Below are 19,459 nucleotides of genomic sequence, written 5' to 3' on the forward strand. Positions count from 1 at the left end.
TCAATGCTACCATCACCTCTGCTCGTTGTCGAGAGGGAAGTACTGCTGAAGGAAAGCCAAATCCAGCTCCGGATAAAGTTTGAATGTTTCCAAGAGAGCGAGTACCCTTCTCTGGGCTTCTTTCTTCACCTCGATATCCGTTATCGCCTTCGCCTTACTCTGCTGTCCGGCATTCTCGCCTTTGGTCAGGGTCACCGGTTTGGTGTTCCTCAAGACAAGTGCAATGATCGAGGCAATCTCCTTCATATGTTCAGGACCCATACCCAACGTAGTCACCGCCGGAGTTCCGACTCTCAGACCGCTGGTGTACCAAGGACCGTTGGGATCGAAGGGAAGTGCGTTACGGTTGAGCGTTACGCCGCACTCACGCATGGCGGTTTCAGCCTGACGGCCGTTGAGGCCGAAAGAGCGGACATCCAGGAGCATCAGGTGGTTGTCCGAACCTCCTGTCGCTACGGTGATGCCTTCATGCATGCAGGCATTTGCCAAAGCCTCCGAATTTCTGACAATAGCCTGGGCGTAGGCAGCAAAAGAAGGATCGAGTGCTTCCTTGAAGGCGATCGCTTTGGCGGCCATGACATGAGGAAGCGGTCCGCCGATCACCAACGGGCATCCTTTATCGACACTTTCGGCAAACTCAGCCTTGCAAAGGACCATACCGCCTCGGGGGCCGCGCAGGGTCTTGTGGGTGGTCGTAGTAACAACATCGGCCCAGAGCACCGGGTTGTACTGGTCTGCAAATACCTTACCGGCAACCAAACCTGCAAAGTGGGCCATATCAACCATGAAAACAGCCCCGACCGAGTGTGCGATATCGGCCATGCGCTTGAAGTCGATCTTTCGTGGATAGGCGCTGTAACCGGCAAGAAGAATCAAGGGTTTGATCGTTTTCGTCTGCTGTTCGATTGCATCATAGTCAAGCAAGCCGGTCTTCGGGTCCACCGAATAGCTGTAGGCATCAAACATCTGGGCCGAAACATTCTGACGATATCCATGGGTAAGGTGTCCGCCGCTGTAATAGTCCAAGCCGAGAATCTTCTGATTACCGAGTTTTTCACGAACCTGGTTCCACATTTCCCTGCTCATTTCGCTGGGGTTGGTGATTCCCATTTCGGCGAGGGTCGGGACCTGGACGCGGGCGTTGAGGATGGCCCAGTAGGCGACCAGGTTGGCATCAGCGCCGCTGTGCGGTTGCACATAGGCATGCTCTGCACCGAAAAGCTGGCAGGCATATTCACAAGCTATCGCCTCGATGGCATCGACATTATCGCAACCTGCATAAAAGCGGTGATAGGCATAGCCTTCACTGTATTTGTCAGTCAAGAGGTTGCCCATGGCAAGCTGGCTGGCTATGGAGGAGAAGTTTTCACTTGCTATCAGCTTCAAGTGCGTCCTCTGATCATGCAGTTCGTTGACAATGCGTCCGGCAATACGGCTGTCAACATCCGCAATTTGCTGCAAGGCTGCAGTATAGGAAACCATTGCCTCATTAACCTGTTCGCTCTGATGCAAATACGCTTGCAATGCTTTTGCTTTGGCCATTCTTTCCACCTCTTGCGTGAGTTCTTAGTTGGTATCTTGCCCCTGCAAGCCTCCTCTGTCAACGGACTTTGCCCTCTTTGCACATTTCTGTTGCATTTTTTGTGTGCATCCCACTACAATACTCCGATTGTCTTTTTCAGGACAATCGTAAGAAACCACATGAAAGCGAGATATCCGGCATGAAAGAGACAAAAGCACGCGAGACATTGGCCAGCAGACTAGGGTTCATCCTTCTCTCAGCTGGATGCGCCATCGGACTGGGAAATGTATGGAGATTTCCCTTTATTACCGGCAGATACGGCGGGGCTGCTTTTGTGCTCATCTACATCCTGTTTCTCATCATCCTCGGTCTTCCTGTCATGGTCATGGAACTCGCCATTGGAAGGGCCAGCAAGAAGAACATCGGTCTTGCCCTCGATACATTGACTCCTGCCAAAAAGCCTTGGCATGTCTACGGCAAGCTGGCGATCATCGGCAATTACACCTTGATGATGTTCTACACCACCATCACCGGATGGCTTCTCTCCTACCTGCTGCATATGGCCAAGGGGGATTTTTCAGGTCTTGATGCAGCAGGTGTCGGAGCATTTTTCGGCGGCATGCTTGAAAATCCTGTGAGCATGACCATGTGGATGATACTTGCTGTAATTATTGGGTTTGTACCGGTAGCCATCGGACTACAGAGCGGTGTAGAGAAAATCACCAAGTACATGATGATCGGCTTGTTGGGCTTGATGCTCATCCTTGCCGGCAACAGCATATTGCTCAAAGGTGGAGCAGAGGGCTTAAAGTTCTATTTGATCCCTGACTTCTCCAAACTGTCCGGCAATTTCTTTGAAGCTGTCTATGCAGCAATGGGACAAGCCTTCTTCACACTGAGCCTTGGCATCGGCAGCATAGCCATCTTCGGCTCCTACATCGACAAGAAACACCGCCTTACCGGAGAGGCCGTCCGTATCATCAGCCTGGATACATTCGTTGCTCTGTGCAGCGGCTTAATCATATTTCCTGCCGCCTTCGCCTTCGGTGTGCAGCCCGACGCGGGTCCGTCCTTGATCTTCATCACCCTTCCCAACATCTTCAACCAAATGGCCGGCGGTCGTTTCTGGGGTACCCTATTCTTCCTCTTCATGAGCTTTGCCGCCCTCAGTACGCTCATCGCCGTCTTTGAGAACATCATAAGCTTTTGGATCGACACCAAGGGTGTAAGCAGAAAGAAAGCCACCTTGATCAATGTCCTTGCGATTTCCCTTCTCAGCATCCCATGCGTTCTCGGCTTCAACATTCTCTCGGGCTTCCAACCGCTGGGACCCGGTACCGGCGTTCTCGAGCTTGAGGATTTTGTGGTAAGTTCAACGTTGCTGCCTCTTGGATCTTTAATCTTTACTCTCTACTGTACTTGGAAATACGGCTGGGGATGGGACAAGTTCATCGACGAGGCCGACAGTGGCGACGGTCTAAAATTTCCATCTGCCCTTCGTTTCTATTTCCAGTACATCCTTCCTGCAATCATCCTAGGAATTTTCATCAAGGGCTACTGGGACATCTTTGTTAAATAGCGCTAGGTTGACACGCACAATACTAGTGCATATAATTTCCTAGCTTTCAAGCAGATATTTGGAGGATTTGTGGCCAAAGAAGAAGCAATTGAAGTAGAAGGCGTCGTTCGCGAAGCGCTTCCCAATACGATGTTCCGCGTGGAACTGCAGAACCAGCACGTTATCCTTGCCCATCTCTCGGGCAAAATGCGCAAGCACTATATCAGGATTGTTCCTGGTGACACGGTGCGCGTTGCACTCTCCCCGTATGATTTGACCAAGGGTCGCATCATCTACCGCGAACGTTAATCCTATCATGCAATGAAGGCCGGATTCCTAGGGAACCCGGCCTCTTTCATGCCCTTTTCACTACCGATTACTCACTGGATTTCAGAATAATCCAAATCACACCGCTGCCGCCATGACATGCTTTCGGGGTGTAGGCTTCTCGTACAACCTTGCTCAATCTGATCTGCGAAAGCGCTGCTTCCTTGAGCAGGGAATATCCCTTGTCGTTATGAAGACCCTTGCCGGTGATGATCGCTACTTTCATCAAATGCTTGTCCTTCGATGCACGCAAGAAATCTCCACAGGCCTTCTCAGCCTCCAAAACCGTCATTCCATGCAGATCCAGGGTTGCTTCGGGTTCCAAGGCCCTGAGCTCGCCGATGGTCTTTTCAACGACCTTCGGTTCCTTCTTCTCCTTGCGGGCTTTCTGAATCGCTGCATGCTCATCGGAGAGCTCGTTCCATTTACGATAGGTATCGGCAAAGGACCAACTCACCGAGCTGTCTCGTTCACTGTCCAGTTCGTCCTTTTCAACAAGAGCTTCCTCAACCTCCTGGGTAGGCATCAAGGGAGTCTTGGAAACAACCTTAGCCGTAGGACGGCCATCCACCTTGCGCATTTTTGCAGGCTGGTTACCTTCGAATGCATCCAAAAGAGCCCCGAAGTCCTTGGTCGGAACATAGCTGCCGCTCTTCTTGATCGGCTCAGCTTTTTTTTCCGCCTGGGCTTTTTTATCGGCTTTCTCTCCCTCCCACTGTGCAAGGATCTCCGCAAAAGATTTCTCGACCTGGACCTTGGAATGGCTCTTCATCCGCTTGGTCACCCCTTCAAGTTCTCCGGTGGCCTCCCAGCTTGTAAGGATGTCACCGAAGTTAGCCTTGGGATCGTAGCCTTTGATCAAAGGCTCCTTGCGTTCACTGACAACGGGCTTGGCCACCTTGGGCTGTTCTTTCCTGATTACCTTGGGCTTGATTTCTTTAATGCCCTCAAACGGGCGATAAGCATCAGATTCAACACCAAGACGGCTGTTTCCAGCCGCCTTGTTTTGTTCTGAGGCCTTCTTTTTCTTCTTAGGCACTCAAACCTCCCTTACATCCAGCAACTGTGAGACAAAGGGCTTGATAATCTCCACCACCTTGCTGATCGGAGCTCCCTGTACCTTGATGGTGCAGATTGCATTGGTCGGGTCGGTTCCCATGAAGGTACCGAAGGTGATGATATCGATGCCCTGTTCGCTTAGGGCCTGGCTGATCTTTGCGATGGTTCCAGGCTTGTCCTCCACGATGAACGAGACCCTGACTCCAAAGTGACGGGCGCCGAACAGCTCCAAAAGAATCTTGAACATATCACTTTTGGTGACGATGCCGATCAGCTTGTCTCCCTCAAGGACAGGAAGACTGGACAGGTCCTGGTCGACCATCATGCGGGCGGCTTCCTCAACAGTGGTATCCTTGTTGATGGTGACCACGTTTTTGCTCATAAGCTTCTTGACCGTCAGCTTACTCAGCAGATAGGCCATTTCGTGAATGGAAAGACTGCTGGCCGGAGAAGGAGAGGCGTACAGAATATCTTTCTCGGTTATGATTCCGACCAACTTTTTGTCCTTGTCAAGAACCGGGAGGCGGTGAACCTTTTCCTGTTTCATCAAGGCCGAAGCTTCGGCAATTGACATATCCGGAGTAGCCGTAACAGGATTGCGCGTCATTCTTCGTTCGATAATCATTTGAATCTCCTACCTACTCTACTCACACTATAATTCAACAGAGCGCTAATTTCCAGTCATTATTCGCCCAGATACGCCGCCCTGACCTGCTCGTTCTCAAGCAAAGCCGACGATACGTCATGCAACACGATCCTGCCATTCTCCATGACATAGCCTTCGGTTGAGGCCTTGAGAGCCATGCGTGCATTCTGTTCGACCAGGAACACGGTGACCTTGTCCTGCTTGTTGATCATATCGATTTTTTCAAAAATATCAGCAATCACCAGAGGGGCCAGCCCCAGTCCGGGCTCATCCAGGAGAATCAACCTCGGTCCGCTCATCAAGGCTCTTGCGATGGCCATCATCTGCTGTTCGCCGCCACTGAGGGAGCGGGTCTTCTGCCGTCTGCGGGCTCCAAGAATCGGGAAGAAGTCGTACATGGCTTCCTTGCGTTCAGCGATGAGATTCTCATCACGAACCAGGAAGGCTCCCATATCAAGGTTCTCTTCAACAGTCATATCGGCAAAGACCCGACGGCCTTCAGGAACCAAGGCGATTCCTTTGGCGGCGATAAGGTCTGTGGTCAGGTACCTGCCCCGTTTCTCACCCTTCACCACTTCGGTTTTAGCTCTGCAAATCTCCTCACCATCGAAGGTGATGGATCCTCCAACCAGAGGTTCCTGACCGACAATAGCCTTCAGAAGCGTACTTTTCCCACTGCCATTGGCACCGATCAGACACACGATATTGCCTTCGTTGACATGCATGGAGACATGCTGCAACGCCTTGATGTTTCCATAGGAGACGGAGATGTCGTCAATGGTTAGCAACTCTTTCATTCTTCTTCCTTTCCAAGATAGGCTTCAATGACACTCGGATTGTGCTTGATCTCCCTGGGTGTTCCCTGGGCGAGCTTCTGTCCGTAGTTGAGGACGGTGATGGAATCACAGATGTTCATCACCAGCTTCATGTCATGCTCGATCAGGACAACGGTGATCCCAAGGTCCCTGATCTTGCGGATGGTAGCCATCAGATGGTCGGTTTCCTGGGGGTTCATGCCGGCAGCCGGCTCATCCAGGAAGAGCAGCTTGGGATCGGTTGCCAAGGCGCGGGCGATTTCCAGCTCGCGCTGTCTTCCATAGGGAAGATTCTTGGCAAGCTCGTTTTTCATCGAGCCCATTTCAAAGAAATCCAACCAATCACAGGCTCTTTCGTAGATCTGCTCTTCCTCGGCCTTGAGGTGAATGTAGCTGTTCACTGCATTGAGAAAACGGCCCTTGGTTTCACTCTTGCCGGTCTTGAAATGCCGACCGATCATAACGTTTTCCACCACCGTCAGTTCCTTGAAGAGACGGATGTTCTGGAAGGTTCTGGCAATACCCATTCTGCAAATCGTATGAGCGGGAAAACCTGTTATGTTCTTCTGATTGAAGAAGACCTTGCCTGCCGACGGTACATCGAGCCCCGTAACGTTATTGAACAAGGTAGTCTTTCCTGCCCCGTTGGGACCGATCAGACCGGTGATCAAGCCGCTTTCAACCTGAAAGTCAACCTTATTGACTGCAATGACTCCACCATAGGCACGGGTCAATGCTTCAGTTTCCAAGAGAATCATTATGCACCTCCCTTGCTTTTAGCAGCCTTTTTCCCATATCGGTTGGACTCACGTCCGAGCAGTCCCTGAGGACGCCAGATCATCATGACAACCAGGATCAAACCAAAAAGAATCTGCTTGAACTGGGGAGGTATGACACTGGACAAGCCGGTGAGCTGAGGCAGGTAGCTGATGAGCTGAATAATGAAGGCGCCGAGAATCGAGGCCTTGAAATTTCCCATCCCGCCGAGGACAACCATGCAAAGCACCATGATCGAGACCATGAATGTATAGGTTCCCGGGGTAACGGAGAGAGTGAATACAGCTTGGAAGGAACCGGCGATACCGGCAACCGAGGCACCAAGAATGAAGGCATACACCTTGTACTTGGTGATGTTGATGCCCATCGACTGGGCTGCAATCTCATCTTCACGGACAGCGGTGAGCGCCCTTCCCATTCTCGACCGTGCAAGACGCTGGAAGAGCAGGTAGGCAATCAACACTGTAATGACAAGCATGAACAGGAAGGCATACTTCTTATACGGGTTGATGGTAAAACCGAAAAGATCAGGCATCGGGATTCTCTGGATTCCCATGGGACCGTTGGTGAGACTGTCCCAGTTGTTGAGCACATTACGGACGATCTCCCCGAAGCCAAGGGTCGCAATGGCAAGATAGTCACCCTTGAGCCGCAGCGTCGGAAGTCCGATCAAAAGCCCGAAGAATGCACTCAACAGTGCTGCTACCGGCAAGGTCGCCCAGAAGGACCAACCGAAACGGGTTGCAAGGATTGCGGTGGCATAGCTGCCGATGGCAAAGAATCCAGCCTGGGTGAGACTGAGCATGCCGCCGTACCCGGTGATGATATTCTGACCGAGGGCCATCAAGGCATAGATGCCTGCATAGATGAGTATGAGTAGAAAGAAGTTGAACATACTATACTTTCTCCTTTTCGACCTTGCCGAAGAGACCCTCGGGTTTGACCAGCAGGATGATGATCAGCACACCAAAGGCAATGGTGTCCTTCAGGCCCGTGGGAATGCCGAAGATGGCGACTCCGAATGTTTCCAAGAGTCCCAGCAGAATACCTCCGAACATGGCTCCGCTGATATTGCCGATACCACCGACGACAGCTGCAACGAAGGCCTTCAAGCCTGTCATGGTGCCCATGGTCGCATAGACCTTGAAATCCAAGGCTATCAGAATACCACCAACGGCGGCCAAGGCGCTGCCGATTGCAAACGTCATGCTGATGACACGGTTGACGTTGATGCCCATGAGCATCGCAGTTCCTTGGTCCAGGCTGGTTGCACGCATCGCCTTGCCCATGCGGGTCCTGTCGACGAACAGCTTGAGAATGATCATCATCACAAGCGATACAACCAAAATGAGTATCTGGTGCGGGGTTATGACCACATCCCCCAGGTGAACAGGAGTGTTGTCAAACGGATAGTTGAATTTTCTTGAGTGGGTTCCAAACATCCATGCAGCACTGTTGCTGAGAATGAAGGAAACACCGATGGCACTTAAAAGAGGTGCAAGGCGCGTAGCCCTGCGAAGCGGTTTGTAGGCAACCCGTTCGATGAACACCCCCAGAACGGCACTGAATGCCATACTGATGAGCATGGCTATAAAGAATGCAATGATCGTCCATAACCCAAGCGGGGAAGAACCCCTGAGCAGGTCGAAGAGGAACAACCCTACATACGCGCCTACCATCAGGACGTCACCATGGGCGAAGTTGATAAATTTCAGAATGCCGTACACCATCGTATATCCGAGGGCTATCAGGGCGTAGATGCCCCCGAGCGTCAGGCCATTCATCAAATGTTGGAAGAATTCAGCAATTCCCACGATGCTCTCTCCTTCGTACGAGAACTGAACAGTACGATAACATGAAAAGACCGGTGTAAACAACACCGGTCCTCCCATTTCCCGCAAGACCGGGAATACTTTTAGACCTTAGTCAATCTGGACTAGCTTACCATCCACAACCGTGTAGGTTCCAAGATACTCAGGAGTAGTCTTGTTGACCTTGTACAGTCCCTGGTAGGCGACCAAGTCACCATTCTCGGCAAAGTTGACGGTTCCGCTTACACCAGGGAAATCCTTGGTTGCAGCAACTGCATCACGAATCGCCTTGCGGTCGAACTTTCCGGTTGCCTTATAGACCTTGTCCATGGCAGCGAGCAGTATGTTCGTTCCATCGTAGGCGTTGGTGGCAAAGCTGTCGGGACCGACACCATACTTGGCTGTGTAATCAGCAACGAACTTGCTGTAGGACGGGCTCTCCTTGACCTTGGCAGGACCGACATAGATGACTCCATCGGTGAAACCACCGGCGAGGTTGTAGATTTCGGGGTTGGAGAATCCGTCACAAGAGAGGAACGGAATCTTCATGCCAAGCTGGGAAGCCTGCTCAAGAATCTGAGCCATCTCGGCTGTGTAGTTGGGAATGTAAATAGCCTGGGGATTGGCTGAGCGAATCTTGGTCAACTGGGTTTTGAAATCCTTGTCGCCGACGTTGAATGCCTCGGCAATCGTCACCTTGCCGCCTGCAGCCTCAAAGGAAGCGGTCATACCTTCATACAGACCCTGGCTGTAGTCGTTCTTGGCATAGAGGACGCCGATGGTGCGGTAGCCGAGCTTCTCAAAGAAGTAGCGACCCGCTACCTCGCCCTGGAGGCCGTCTGATACGACGGTGCGGAATACAAAGTCACCGATGCTGGTGATGTCTGCATGGGTTGCAGAGGGGCTGATCATCACGATGCCTTCATTCTGTACGCGTTCGCCTACTGCGAAGCTTACACCGGTGAAGACAGGTCCGATCAGACCGACAATCTTATCAGAAGAGGAGAGCTTCTCAATCGAAGAGAGACCCTTCTCGACATTTCCTTCAGAATCTTCAGTCACCAATACGACGGGAAGTTTCCCACCGATTCCGCCCTTTGCATTGAACTCTGCAACTGCAAGCATGGCCGAGTTGTTGCTCAATACTCCATAGTTGGCATAGTCACCGGTCATCGGGCCGATGAAGCCGATTTTCGGGCTGGCTGCTTCAGAGCCGCCCTGAGCGAATACAGGAAAGGACAATACGGCCAAGATGGCCAACAGAACAAACAGGCTTTTCTTCATCTTTGGTACCTCCAAATAATGCCCGACAGTAAATTATCGAAACATTTACTAGGTTATACAATAACAAGTATATTTATGCAATATTTAAACACTGCAATTTGAAAATTTTCCGAACAAGAAGGGGTGGAAAGCCTCTCAGCCCTCATATATCACTCACTGTTGCCTCCCTTTGCTATCCATAATTCCTAGTGTCGTGCTATACTCAAAGTACTAAAATTTTTTTTGGGAGGTCTCTATGGCAGGAAAAAGCAAGATGCTTGGTGAATTCAAAACGTTCATCACCCGGGGAAACGTAATGGATTTGGCCGTCGGTCTTATAATCGGAAGTGCATTCACAGCAATTGTCAATTCATTGGTCAAGGATGTTCTCATGCCCTTCATCGGTCTCATCCTCGGAGGCATCAGTTTTGTTGACTTGAAGATCGTCATTGCTGAAGCAACCGCAGAAACTGCCGAGGTAGCAATAATGTACGGCAATTTCATTCAGAAAGTCGTTGACTTCCTGATTATCGCCTTCGTCGTATTCATGCTTGTACGAACCATCAATCGCATGCGCGAGCACCTCGATGCAAAGAAAAAGGCGGAAGAGAAAGCAAAAGCGGCGGCAACACCTGCTCCTGCACCTGTTATTCCGGCCGACGTGGTTCTGCTTACCGAGATCAGAGACCTGTTGAAGAAAAAATAAGGGGTATACCAGCAAGGGGAAAAAGTTTTCAACCCCTCCCCTTGCAACCCATTTCCATTTACGGTACTATCGATTTTGCATTTGCTCCTGTAGCTCAGCTGGATAGAGCACTTCCCTCCTAAGGAAGGGGTCGTGCGTTCGAATCGCGCCAGGGGCACGTTTGAGAGGTTGTTTCAACACAACCTCTCTTTTTTGTTTCTAGAGAATCTCCTCAATGAGCAGCGGGTATTTGGACAGAGGCTCGCAGCCCCTCTTGCCGATGAGAATAGGGTTTTCGTAGCGAAAGCCAATTCCCTCTTCCAAGCTGGCGTACTGCATGGCGCAGATTACCATCTCCCCTTCCTGATAGACATGGTCGGGGTTCGTCCAATAGGGGAACGGCCCATCCATGGCATGCCCGATCCTCCACTCGTCGCCAAAAAGCCCGATGCCATGCTCGCAGCCGGGGAGCAGAAAATCTGAACAATCAAGACTTTCGGCCCTGTCCATCATGACCTGGGCAAGAGATGAGGGTGTTGCACCCTCCTTGTAATGATCGAGCACCGTCTGAACCAAATCCACAAAATTATCCGCATGGCGCCTTTGGCGTTTGGTGGCGGGTCCGATCAGGTAGTTGTGTGAGTGATCCCCCAGTGCAAGATGGAACATCGAATGCAGGTCGACCATCAGCGGTTCACCTTGGGCAAGCTTCTTCGTCGTAGGAGGTGTACAGGCACCAAGGGCGGTGCGATACCCGCTGGAAATCTCATTGAGTCCTGCAAAGTTCCACTCCGAAACCGATCCTTCCTTACGCATGGCCAATGCGGCAATGCCTCCGACCACCGTCTCGGTCAGGTGTTTCCAACCACCATTGCTCAGTGCCTCGAAGACGGCTCGCTGTCCTACATCGACGATTCGCGAGGCTTCGCGGAAGCGGGCCACCGTACCGGCATCCTTGATGATCGAAAGCTCGTCCACCAGATGGTGGGCGTTGACCAGCGTCCAACCCGGCAATGCGGCTTCAAGTTGCGTGTACTCATAATGGCTGAGATTTCCTTCAGCCGTATAGGTTGCAATCCCATCCTCGACGCCCAGCCTTCCCCTGCTTATCCCCAACTCCTCGGTCAGGCAGGCAGTAATCAGGCTTATGGGATCCTGCCCTCCCATCGGGGCGTAAGCGCGTACATTGTCGGTTGAAAGCCAAGTCTCATCACCAACCCGCGTGGCATCGACGATGAAGGTATGCAGTATTGGTTCTCCTGTGCGGGGGATGACCACATAGCTGCGCCAAGGGATGAAGGCATCCAACAGGAAGCTCAGCGTTCTGGGACGAGTCCCCACATAGGCATCCAGACCTTCTCTTTCCATTGCTTTTTGTAAATCCGCCACGCGTTTACGGTTGTCGATATAGTACGGACTGCTTTGGTTTAGTCTTCCTGCCATGCTCACACCTCCCTGTAGTCGGTCGGAATCATGCTCAAGACTTTATTGACCCGGTCGGCAAGCGGTGCAAGCCTGACGGCTTTCGCCATATTGCCTTTGAGGCGGAGCTTTCCTGTCATCAAGGCACGCGTACTACTCAACTCACCGCGGGTAATCGAGGCAAAGACCGAATAGGGACCGCGAATAATGAATTCCGCTTCAGGAGCTGGAACCTCGCCGGTCTCAAATGCCACCACCTTTCCGTCCTCGCACTTCAGAAAGAGAAAAAACTCTTTCCCCTCAGGGCCATGCTCATAAATGTCCACCATCGAGGTGGTCACGTTGTGCATCTTCTGTGGGTCGATTTCACTTTGCAGCAGCTTCAAACCCTCATCCCTCCACGATTTGCCTAGATACATCAGCTTCTCATCCATGTGTACAATCCTCCTTATCCGACTGACGGGCCAACAGCCCGTTCAAGACCAAATCAAGGCTTTGCATAAAACGTCTTTGCTCACTGCCCGACTCTTCAACATACGCACGCTCGATCGAAAACCGATAGAGCGAGAAAAGAATTTGGGCTGCGAGCTGTACGTCATCTATACAAAACACCTTTGCGTCCACCGCCTTCTGAATGACGCCAGCCAGCAACTGGACAGACTTTTCATTGATGCGGGCGAAGGGATCAATGCCATCGAGCACAGGAAAGAGGGAGGGATCGCTTGCGAGTATTCTCCTGAGCCTGGTTTCCTTCTGCATGTAGGAGAAGGCACTCATGCACAGTGCCTTGAAGCTTGCAAGCGGATCCGATTGAGCCTGCGCCTGCTCAAGTGCATGCGACTGCCATTGCTCAAAGGCATACGCAACGCATTGGATATAGAGATCCTGTTTGTCTTGCACATAGCGATAGAGCGTTCCGACAGCAACCTGCATGCGAAGAGCAATGTCTTCCATGCTGGTTTTTCGGTACCCGTATTCAGAGAATACCGACAGTGCTGTTTCAAAGAGTTGCTGCTTGCGCTTCTGACCCTTAGGTGAAAAAGTGAAGATTTCGTTCATATCTTCATTTTACACCTAATATCCCTCACGTCAAGAGAAGCAGGAACCATAGAGAAGCATTCTTCCCATCGCAACGGTATCCTGGGCCAGGGTCTGCTGTTCTCCATCATCCATTCGTCCGGTAACCGCCAGGCAAAGCCTGCCGTGCATGGAAGAAAAAAGCAGGGAACCAACTACAAGCACCTGCTCATCGCTCATATGACTTGGAGCGGAAAGCCGCAGCCACCGTGCCATGATATGGGACGGCCGGGCGAGAATCGGTTCAAGCTCGGAGGGCATCTCAGCGGCAAGCTCTTCCATCCAGATAAGCCGAAACCAAGCCGGATGCTGCTCAACAAACTGTACATACCGTTCGATCAGGTTACCAGGCTCCGACAACAATGGCATCCTGTCTTCCGGCATCAGGGCAATTAAATGCTCAAGGGCCGAACCAAGAGCGAACCAGAGCAATTCCTGTTGGGATTTGAACCAGTTATAGGCATTGGTATGGGCACAGCCCAACTCTTTTGCAACCCTGCGCAGGTTCAAGTCCCGGATTGGAACACCCTCATCCAACAGACGCAGAACCTCGTCAATAAAAGCCTGCCTCCCTATTGTCGTTGTTTTCATAATCGTTGCCACCTTGCATCCACAAGCAGGTCTGTTCCGTGATGCTCAAAATCTGCAGTATGGTGAAAGGTCGATACCCACTTCTTTCCCATGAATGGAGGCTGCCAACTGGTCAAAGGATGCAGCATCAGATGAAGTCTGCCGTCTGTGGAAGCAACGGTATAGGAGCCGCCTATCACCCCATGAACGGAGTTGACCGAAAGGATGAACCTTCCTTCAACCGTCTGATCCGCCTTCAGATGGCGGACATCGGGAAGGGCAGGAGCAAAATCAAGTGTTACAGAACTATCGTGATGCGTGAATTGCACTTGCTTGATCTCGGGATATCCACTCTCCCATGCCAGGTGATAGGTTGCATTACCACCTGTAATGGACGGGGTGTTTTCTGCCAGTGGCTCACTCTGCACCACCCTCTTCCCTGCACTCAGAATATCGGCGACCACGACATCACTTGCGTAGCGACTGTAGTACACCTGTCTGCCTTCCACAATGATGGGGAACGACACGGCTTGGCGTTTTTGCTTGTCAATCCATACCTCCAACCGAGTTCCCTTCTTGGCGACCATATTGAAATCATCGAGGAATACCATGGGAAACGATGTCGGATTTTCGGCATGGACCGATACCGGGGCCAACATCGCCGTCGGCTTGGAATCGTTCCGATTCTCAGTGACGGCAAGTTCAATGAGTCGATTCTCCCAGTCGATGAAACTCGCACGCACGTCAAGTCCCCTTTCGACAACTTCCATCCAAGCATGCAATGTGGTCCGATGAAAGTATGGCTGACTGAGCAATGTTGATACCGAAGCTTGCCGTTTTTCATCCATCAAATCGGGATTCTCATAATAGTAATCTATTCTGCCGTCCTTCCGTTCAGTAATCACCGCCCAAGTCTCAGTGCCTGCAAGCAGAAATTTTTGTACCTCGATGGCCTTGTACACCGGGTCATCGGCAAGGTCTATAAGCATCAGGGCCTCGATATCGTCAAATGTTGTTTGAAAAAACCGTGCAAAACGACCATCGTAGGCTCTTCCGTATAGGGAGGAAGGGTGCATCAGCTCCTGATTCTTGAAAAAGGTCTCGGCATCCACAGCCTGCGGCTTGATGGACATGCATCCGGAGAACAGCATCACAAAAAGCGAGATACTGGCAACCGTACACGCAAAACGACGAATGAACATAGGAACCTCCAAAATATTACCATTGGTAATTACCACTGGTAATATAAAGGAATTACCGAATCGTTGCAACCTCTTCATCCTGGAAACCGCCTGCTCGATGGCAGGCGGTTCAGGTTCATAGGAGAATCAGTAGAAGTAGAATCAGCAGCAGGAGCACAATGGGGAGTGCTGTCAGGCCGATCCTCAACAATTTCTTTCGTTGCTGTTCCAGCCTTTGGGCGACAGTCTGCTTGCTTCGCTCGGCTTCAAGACGTTTCTCTTCTTCCTCGAGTTTGCGCTGCCGTTCTTCCTCGGCTTTCAGTTCGGCTTCACGTTTCTTCTTGTTCGCCTCGACCTGTCTGGCTTCCTGCTCCTTCAAGTCAAGGTAACAGCGGCCGCACAGTACCATGCCCTCGCAGTCATGAAGGTCGTCATAATAGCTTTCATTGCATTCAGGACAGATGTAACAGCGCTTGAGCCTTCCCTCTTCCACCAGCTTGCACACCACCATGTGATGATCGTGTTCATGCTGCTCTTCCTTGCTTTTGAATATCTTCTTCCACCAAGGCAGCTCCTCCTTGACCTTGGGCTGTTTTTCCAGCTCCTGTGCAAGACGGACGATCCGTTCACTCAATCCCCGGTCCTGGGTGATGAGCAAGAGGCTCTTGTTCGCTCCAACCTGCCGAAATAGAGAGACCAGGTGGTCGTCGGCGATGCCGACGCTACCGGTGTCCCCGATGCGTACAAGTCCCCGTTTGGCAAGCTGGCGAATCAGATCGGGGCGGATGGTGGCCCGAACGCGCACCTCCAAGTCCTTCTCCTGATTATCCTTCAGGCCGTGCAGCTCCTCCATCGTCTTCTCAAGAATAAGCAGCTTCTTCTTGCGACGCTTGAGAATAGGTTCGGCATTGGCAACGAAATACAAGAAATAGTCCAGCTGAATGATCGGAGCTGTATCGACATAGATTTCATCAAAGGAGCGCAGCTGCTCATCCAGCGTCTCCAGATACGCCTCATCAGAGGTGGCAAATCGTGACCGGTCGCCCAGCTTGCATGCAATGATCTCCCGATAGAGAGACAGCTCGCTTGCAGCCTTCGAACCTTCCACCTTGATGCCTACACTCCTGAGGATGCTTGCAATTTTCTCCTTGCCCAGGCGGAACTCGGAACCCAGCACATCCAGTGCATTTTCAGCCGATATCGTCTCCACCTTGAGAGCAGGGGCTCTTCTGCCCATTAGTTTTGCCATGATAGGGTTCCATCAATCCTTCGCACGCTTGGTGCGGATATGCTCGACAGCCTCGGCGAGCGTGAGCGAGAGTGCTTTCTCCTCATCTTTCTTATATTCATTGGGCAGGGCGATATTCTCCTTCCCCGCCTTCAGGTAGTAGCCGTACCGGCCGTTTGCCAGTGAGACAGGTACACCTTCAAACTCTCCAAGCTCCTTTACCGTGGAAGCCTTGGCCATCCTCGAGCCACCCTTCTTTCCCTTGGCACCGCTCTTTTCAACCTCTTGGGAGAGCAGGACAAGCGCCTCATCCAGGGTAATCGAAAAGAGTTGCTGGTCATGGTCGGTCTTCTTCAAGTTTCTCGTCTTGTTATTGCAGGCGATATAAGGACCGTACTTGCCCTTGAAGGCAAGCACATCGTTGCCTTCCTCATCCTTCCCTAGATTTCTGGGAAGACCGAGGTAGCGGTTCGCCAGCTCAAGATCCTCAACACTATCGGCATCCTGCACCCACTTGGGAATGCTTGCTCGCTTGGCATCCTTGCCTTCGCCCTCCTGCCAATAGGGTCCGAACCTTCCATTCATGACCTTCACAGCCTCGCCATTGACAGCCCCGTTTCCCAGACTTACCGGCTGGAGTTTCTCCTTGCCGTTTGCAATCAGGGTTTTGACATCCTCGTCGGTGATGGTGCCCGGGGTCCAAGAGAGAGGAAGAGAGATGAAAGCACCGTTGGCATCAATGACATAGGCACCGTACGGGCCGATCATGACCGGGTTGCTATCACTGATATGCGGCAGCTGCAGTGTTTTGGACACAACCTTGTTGTCTTGCTGAAGCTGTAGGACATTCTGGTTCTGCAACCCTGTATCGCCGCAATAGAACGAGCAAAGGAACGATTTCTTGTCAAGTTCGCCCGAGGCGATCTTATCCAAGCCGTCCTCCATCATTGAAGTGAAGTCATAATCGACAAATTGTGGAAAATTGGTTTCCAAAAACTGGCAGACGGCGAAACCGATGAAGGTGGGAGCCAAGGCGGCTCCTTCCTTGACCACATAGCGACGGTCGAGCAAAGTCTTGATGATCGTAGCGTAGGTCGAAGGACGTCCGATACCCCGTTTCTCCAACTCTTGCACGAGTGAAGCCTCGGTATAGCGTGCCGGGCTCTTGGTCTGGTGTTCCACCTCCACCAGGCTCTCCAACGGACAGACTTGGCCGACCTTCATGGCAGGCAGCAACGTCTCCTTGTCTTCCAAGGCGGCATCGGGATCGTCCGAGCCTTCCACGTACGCCCTCAAGAAGCCTGGAAATACAATTTCGGTTCCGGTGGCGGTAAAGGTACCGCTTCCGGCTTCAAGGGTGACCGTCGTCGTTGCTTTCTTTGCCTCGGCCATCTGGCTTGCCAGGGTTCGTTTCCAAATCAATTCATAGAGGGCCAACTCCTTGCCGGTCAAATGGGTGTCCGAGGGCAGGAGAAATGTATCACCGGCTGGCCTGATGGCTTCATGAGCTTCCTGGGCACCGGCGCTCTTTGCTGCAAAGTAGCGGGGTGACGGTGACAAATACTCTTGACCGTACAGTTGACCTACCAGATTTCTTGCCGCCTGGGTGCCCTCTCCACTCAGTGAGGGACTGTCGGTTCTCATGTAGGTGATGAAGCCGTTCTCATACAACTTCTGGGCGATGCGCATGGTGTCGGAGGCGCTGATATGCAGCTTCTTGATGGCATCCTGCTGAAGTGTGCTGGTGGTGAATGGAATACTGGGTCGGGTTACGAAGGGCTTTCTCTGGATGTCCTGCACCTTGAACTGCTCGCCTTTGAGCTCCTTGACGATGGAAAGAGCCTGCTCCTTGGTAAGCATAAGCACCTGGCCTTTGGCCTTGTACTCGCCGGTTACCGAATCAAAATCCTTGCTGTTTGCCAGTCGTTGTCCCTGATAGGCCGTCAGCTTTGCTTCAAAGCCCTGCTTTTGGGCTGCCAGCAGCTGTGCTTTCGCATCGTAATACGTGCTTTGCTTGAACACCAATCGTTCGCGCTCGCGTTGAACCGTCAAGCGCAGACCCACCGATTGCACCCGTCCTGCAGAAAGTTTCTTGTTGGAAAGCTTCTTCCACAACGTCGGTGAGAGCGTATATCCGTAGAGTCGGTCGACAATACGCCTTCCCTCCTGGGCTTGCACCAGATTCTCATCCAGCGGCCGGCCCCCATCGAGGGCCTTGGTGATTGCACTCTTGGTTATTTCATGGAAAACCATCCGCCTAAACGGAATCTTGGGCTTGAGCACCTCAAGAAGGTGCCACGAAATACTCTCTCCCTCACGGTCCTCATCAGTTGCCAACAGAAGCCGGTCAGCCTTCTTCAGACTGCTTTTGAGCTCCTTGATCAAGGATTCCTTTCCCGACACCACCTCGTAGTCACACGCAAAATCATGCTCGACATCAATGGCCATCCGATCTTCCGGAAGGTCCCTGATATGTCCTTTACTCGCGACAACCTTGCAGTTGGAAGGAAGGAATTTTGTTATTGTCTTTGCCTTGGTCGGCGACTCGACTATGATCAACGTATTGGCATCATCCATGCATTCTTCTCCTGAAGACCCGAGGGCTTAGGTTAACACATATACTGCCGCCTTCAGCTTTTGTCAACGCATACTTTCCAATCGACATCCACGGAGGCTAGACAAGGAACGTACAGATGAATACCCCTTTTTGCCCGGGATTGGGGGAGGTGAACAACCCCCAGGAAGCAAGACCGTCTCCTTTTGTCTCGAAGTGCAGCTCTTTTTCCCCTTTAGGGGAAAGGATGAACCGATAGGTGGACTTCGTCTTGAACGAAAGGGAACCGACCTTGGTCCGAACCTCGACCGCATACCGATCGATTCCATACTCAATGGAGGTCACACTCCAAACAGACGGTTTGAAATTTGTTGTGTTGAAAACCTCGGCATTGGCCCGGTAGGCTTTCTGCAGTTCGCTCTCACCTTCGAACGGAATCTCCACATTGACAAGCTCCTGACCCAGCAATGGGAAAATCGTATAGGAGCGGTCATATATGCCCTGGATGGTGTAATAGGGCTTGGTATAGGAAACCAAAAAGTCCAGCTGTCTGCACTTTCCCTTGTTGTCCTTGTCGGTAAGGTTCACCCAGCGGTAACGGCCTTCCCACCCGGAAGTTTCACACTGCACCTTGGCCGCCGCTACATCGACATTGCCTGTCTTGCGGGCGGCGACAATCACTTCATAGGTTCGATGACTTTCCAAAGGCTCCTCGTTTGAACCCACGACGACGCTTTCAGAGCGTACCCGCTGCACAGGATTTCCATCCACGTAGACATCGTAATAGTCTGCACCGGCTACCGCCTTCCACTGCAAATGCAACTGGTTGGGATATGCTGAGATCAACTGCACATCCAGAGCCGAGGCAAAGAGAGGCAGGGCACAGATAAGCAACAGGCAAATTACCGCTTGTTTCATACCTTATTGTAGACACAGCGGTCTCCTAGTTGCAAGAGTTTGTCAT

At 51.8% G+C, this 19,459-nt stretch carries 19 protein-coding genes and 1 tRNA gene; 4 read left to right on the forward strand and 16 right to left on the reverse strand.

Translation table 11 applies throughout. From position 1 onward, the window contains the following. Window positions 1-12 precede the first annotated feature (12 nt). The gene (locus MUG09_RS11600) at window positions 13-1,542 is read right to left on the reverse strand and encodes a glycine hydroxymethyltransferase (protein ID WP_244771591.1); all 1,530 of its coding nucleotides are present in this window, start codon (window positions 1,540-1,542) and stop codon (window positions 13-15) included. A gap of 179 nt (window positions 1,543-1,721) precedes the next feature. Between MUG09_RS11600 and MUG09_RS11605 the strand changes: the two genes are divergently transcribed. Then, a complete protein-coding gene (locus MUG09_RS11605) occupies window positions 1,722-3,101 on the forward strand; it encodes a sodium-dependent transporter (RefSeq protein WP_244771592.1) in 1,380 nt (459 codons plus the stop codon). A gap of 69 nt (window positions 3,102-3,170) precedes the next feature. Next, window positions 3,171-3,389, forward strand: a complete 219-nt coding sequence (infA, locus tag MUG09_RS11610; protein ID WP_013607767.1) for a translation initiation factor IF-1 — start codon at window positions 3,171-3,173, stop codon at window positions 3,387-3,389. Between the two features lie 67 nt (window positions 3,390-3,456). On the opposite strand, the gene MUG09_RS11615 is transcribed toward infA, so the two are convergent. From MUG09_RS11615 to MUG09_RS11645, 7 genes are all read right to left on the reverse strand, one after another. Then, window positions 3,457-4,446, reverse strand: coding sequence for a Smr/MutS family protein (locus MUG09_RS11615; protein WP_244771593.1), 990 nt, complete (start codon window positions 4,444-4,446; stop codon window positions 3,457-3,459). Continuing rightward, window positions 4,447-5,091: a CBS domain-containing protein gene (locus tag MUG09_RS11620; RefSeq protein WP_244771594.1), complete on the reverse strand. Its 645-nt coding sequence runs from the start codon at window positions 5,089-5,091 to the stop codon at window positions 4,447-4,449. A 59-nt stretch (window positions 5,092-5,150) separates the two neighbouring features. Beyond that, window positions 5,151-5,909, reverse strand: coding sequence for an ABC transporter ATP-binding protein (locus tag MUG09_RS11625; RefSeq protein WP_244771595.1), 759 nt, complete (start codon window positions 5,907-5,909; stop codon window positions 5,151-5,153). Further along, on the reverse strand, window positions 5,906-6,685 hold the full coding sequence (locus MUG09_RS11630; RefSeq protein ID WP_244771596.1) for an ABC transporter ATP-binding protein: 780 nt from the start codon (window positions 6,683-6,685) through the stop codon (window positions 5,906-5,908). Before MUG09_RS11630 ends, MUG09_RS11625 begins: the two co-directional genes overlap by 4 nt. Next, a complete protein-coding gene (locus tag MUG09_RS11635) occupies window positions 6,685-7,599 on the reverse strand; it encodes a branched-chain amino acid ABC transporter permease (RefSeq protein WP_244771597.1) in 915 nt (304 codons plus the stop codon). Before MUG09_RS11635 ends, MUG09_RS11630 begins: the two co-directional genes overlap by 1 nt. 1 nt (window position 7,600) lies before the next feature. Further along, window positions 7,601-8,518, reverse strand: coding sequence for a branched-chain amino acid ABC transporter permease (locus MUG09_RS11640; RefSeq protein WP_244771598.1), 918 nt, complete (start codon window positions 8,516-8,518; stop codon window positions 7,601-7,603). 108 nt (window positions 8,519-8,626) lie between these two features. Next, window positions 8,627-9,799, reverse strand: coding sequence for an ABC transporter substrate-binding protein (locus MUG09_RS11645; protein WP_244771599.1), 1,173 nt, complete (start codon window positions 9,797-9,799; stop codon window positions 8,627-8,629). A gap of 235 nt (window positions 9,800-10,034) precedes the next feature. On the opposite strand from MUG09_RS11645, the gene mscL reads away from it, so the two are divergent. Together mscL and MUG09_RS11655 are read left to right on the forward strand one after the other, a co-directional pair. After that, the gene (mscL, locus tag MUG09_RS11650) at window positions 10,035-10,484 is read left to right on the forward strand and encodes a large-conductance mechanosensitive channel protein MscL (RefSeq protein WP_244771600.1); all 450 of its coding nucleotides are present in this window, start codon (window positions 10,035-10,037) and stop codon (window positions 10,482-10,484) included. An 83-nt stretch (window positions 10,485-10,567) separates the two neighbouring features. Then, window positions 10,568-10,641 (forward strand) — tRNA-Arg (locus tag MUG09_RS11655). A 41-nt stretch (window positions 10,642-10,682) separates the two neighbouring features. On the opposite strand, the gene MUG09_RS11660 is transcribed toward MUG09_RS11655, so the two are convergent. The 8 genes from MUG09_RS11660 to MUG09_RS11695 all read right to left on the reverse strand — a co-directional run bounded on the left by MUG09_RS11660 (window position 10,683) and on the right by MUG09_RS11695 (window position 19,413). After that, on the reverse strand, window positions 10,683-11,906 hold the full coding sequence (locus tag MUG09_RS11660; RefSeq protein ID WP_244771601.1) for a M24 family metallopeptidase: 1,224 nt from the start codon (window positions 11,904-11,906) through the stop codon (window positions 10,683-10,685). A 2-nt stretch (window positions 11,907-11,908) separates the two neighbouring features. After that, on the reverse strand, window positions 11,909-12,319 hold the full coding sequence (locus tag MUG09_RS11665) for an SCP2 sterol-binding domain-containing protein (RefSeq protein WP_244771602.1): 411 nt from the start codon (window positions 12,317-12,319) through the stop codon (window positions 11,909-11,911). After that, on the reverse strand, window positions 12,312-12,944 hold the full coding sequence (locus tag MUG09_RS11670; protein WP_244771603.1) for a TetR/AcrR family transcriptional regulator: 633 nt from the start codon (window positions 12,942-12,944) through the stop codon (window positions 12,312-12,314). Before MUG09_RS11670 ends, MUG09_RS11665 begins: the two co-directional genes overlap by 8 nt. A gap of 30 nt (window positions 12,945-12,974) precedes the next feature. Further along, on the reverse strand, window positions 12,975-13,553 hold the full coding sequence (locus MUG09_RS11675; protein WP_244771604.1) for a TetR/AcrR family transcriptional regulator: 579 nt from the start codon (window positions 13,551-13,553) through the stop codon (window positions 12,975-12,977). Further along, a complete protein-coding gene (locus MUG09_RS11680; RefSeq protein WP_244771605.1) occupies window positions 13,550-14,734 on the reverse strand; it encodes a hypothetical protein in 1,185 nt (394 codons plus the stop codon). Before MUG09_RS11680 ends, MUG09_RS11675 begins: the two co-directional genes overlap by 4 nt. Before the next feature lie 115 nt (window positions 14,735-14,849). Then, window positions 14,850-15,962, reverse strand: coding sequence for a PIN domain-containing protein (locus tag MUG09_RS11685; RefSeq protein WP_244771606.1), 1,113 nt, complete (start codon window positions 15,960-15,962; stop codon window positions 14,850-14,852). Between the two features lie 12 nt (window positions 15,963-15,974). Further along, on the reverse strand, window positions 15,975-18,518 hold the full coding sequence (gene topA, locus MUG09_RS11690) for a type I DNA topoisomerase (RefSeq protein WP_244771607.1): 2,544 nt from the start codon (window positions 18,516-18,518) through the stop codon (window positions 15,975-15,977). Between the two features lie 97 nt (window positions 18,519-18,615). Continuing rightward, on the reverse strand, window positions 18,616-19,413 hold the full coding sequence (locus MUG09_RS11695) for a hypothetical protein (protein WP_244771608.1): 798 nt from the start codon (window positions 19,411-19,413) through the stop codon (window positions 18,616-18,618). Window positions 19,414-19,459: the final 46 nt, after the last annotated feature.

The sequence above is a fragment of the Sphaerochaeta associata genome (assembly GCF_022869165.1).
GTDB classification, from domain to species: domain Bacteria; phylum Spirochaetota; class Spirochaetia; order Sphaerochaetales; family Sphaerochaetaceae; genus Sphaerochaeta; species Sphaerochaeta associata.

Coding starts and splice junctions, on each gene's coding strand:
- MUG09_RS11600 (WP_244771591.1), bottom strand. CDS start 1,542: ATGGCCAAAGCAAAAGCATTGCAAGCGTATTTGCATCAGAGCGAACAG.
- MUG09_RS11605 (WP_244771592.1), top strand. CDS start 1,722: ATGAAAGAGACAAAAGCACGCGAGACATTGGCCAGCAGACTAGGGTTC.
- MUG09_RS11620 (WP_244771594.1), bottom strand. CDS start 5,091: ATGATTATCGAACGAAGAATGACGCGCAATCCTGTTACGGCTACTCCG.
- MUG09_RS11625 (WP_244771595.1), bottom strand. CDS start 5,909: ATGAAAGAGTTGCTAACCATTGACGACATCTCCGTCTCCTATGGAAAC.
- MUG09_RS11630 (WP_244771596.1), bottom strand. CDS start 6,685: ATGATTCTCTTGGAAACTGAAGCATTGACCCGTGCCTATGGTGGAGTC.
- MUG09_RS11635 (WP_244771597.1), bottom strand. CDS start 7,599: ATGTTCAACTTCTTTCTACTCATACTCATCTATGCAGGCATCTATGCC.
- MUG09_RS11645 (WP_244771599.1), bottom strand. CDS start 9,799: ATGAAGAAAAGCCTGTTTGTTCTGTTGGCCATCTTGGCCGTATTGTCC.
- mscL (WP_244771600.1), top strand. CDS start 10,035: ATGGCAGGAAAAAGCAAGATGCTTGGTGAATTCAAAACGTTCATCACC.
- MUG09_RS11660 (WP_244771601.1), bottom strand. CDS start 11,906: ATGGCAGGAAGACTAAACCAAAGCAGTCCGTACTATATCGACAACCGT.
- MUG09_RS11665 (WP_244771602.1), bottom strand. CDS start 12,319: ATGGATGAGAAGCTGATGTATCTAGGCAAATCGTGGAGGGATGAGGGT.
- MUG09_RS11670 (WP_244771603.1), bottom strand. CDS start 12,944: ATGAACGAAATCTTCACTTTTTCACCTAAGGGTCAGAAGCGCAAGCAG.
- MUG09_RS11675 (WP_244771604.1), bottom strand. CDS start 13,553: ATGAAAACAACGACAATAGGGAGGCAGGCTTTTATTGACGAGGTTCTG.
- MUG09_RS11680 (WP_244771605.1), bottom strand. CDS start 14,734: ATGTTCATTCGTCGTTTTGCGTGTACGGTTGCCAGTATCTCGCTTTTT.
- MUG09_RS11685 (WP_244771606.1), bottom strand. CDS start 15,962: ATGGCAAAACTAATGGGCAGAAGAGCCCCTGCTCTCAAGGTGGAGACG.
- topA (WP_244771607.1), bottom strand. CDS start 18,518: ATGGATGATGCCAATACGTTGATCATAGTCGAGTCGCCGACCAAGGCA.
- MUG09_RS11695 (WP_244771608.1), bottom strand. CDS start 19,413: ATGAAACAAGCGGTAATTTGCCTGTTGCTTATCTGTGCCCTGCCTCTC.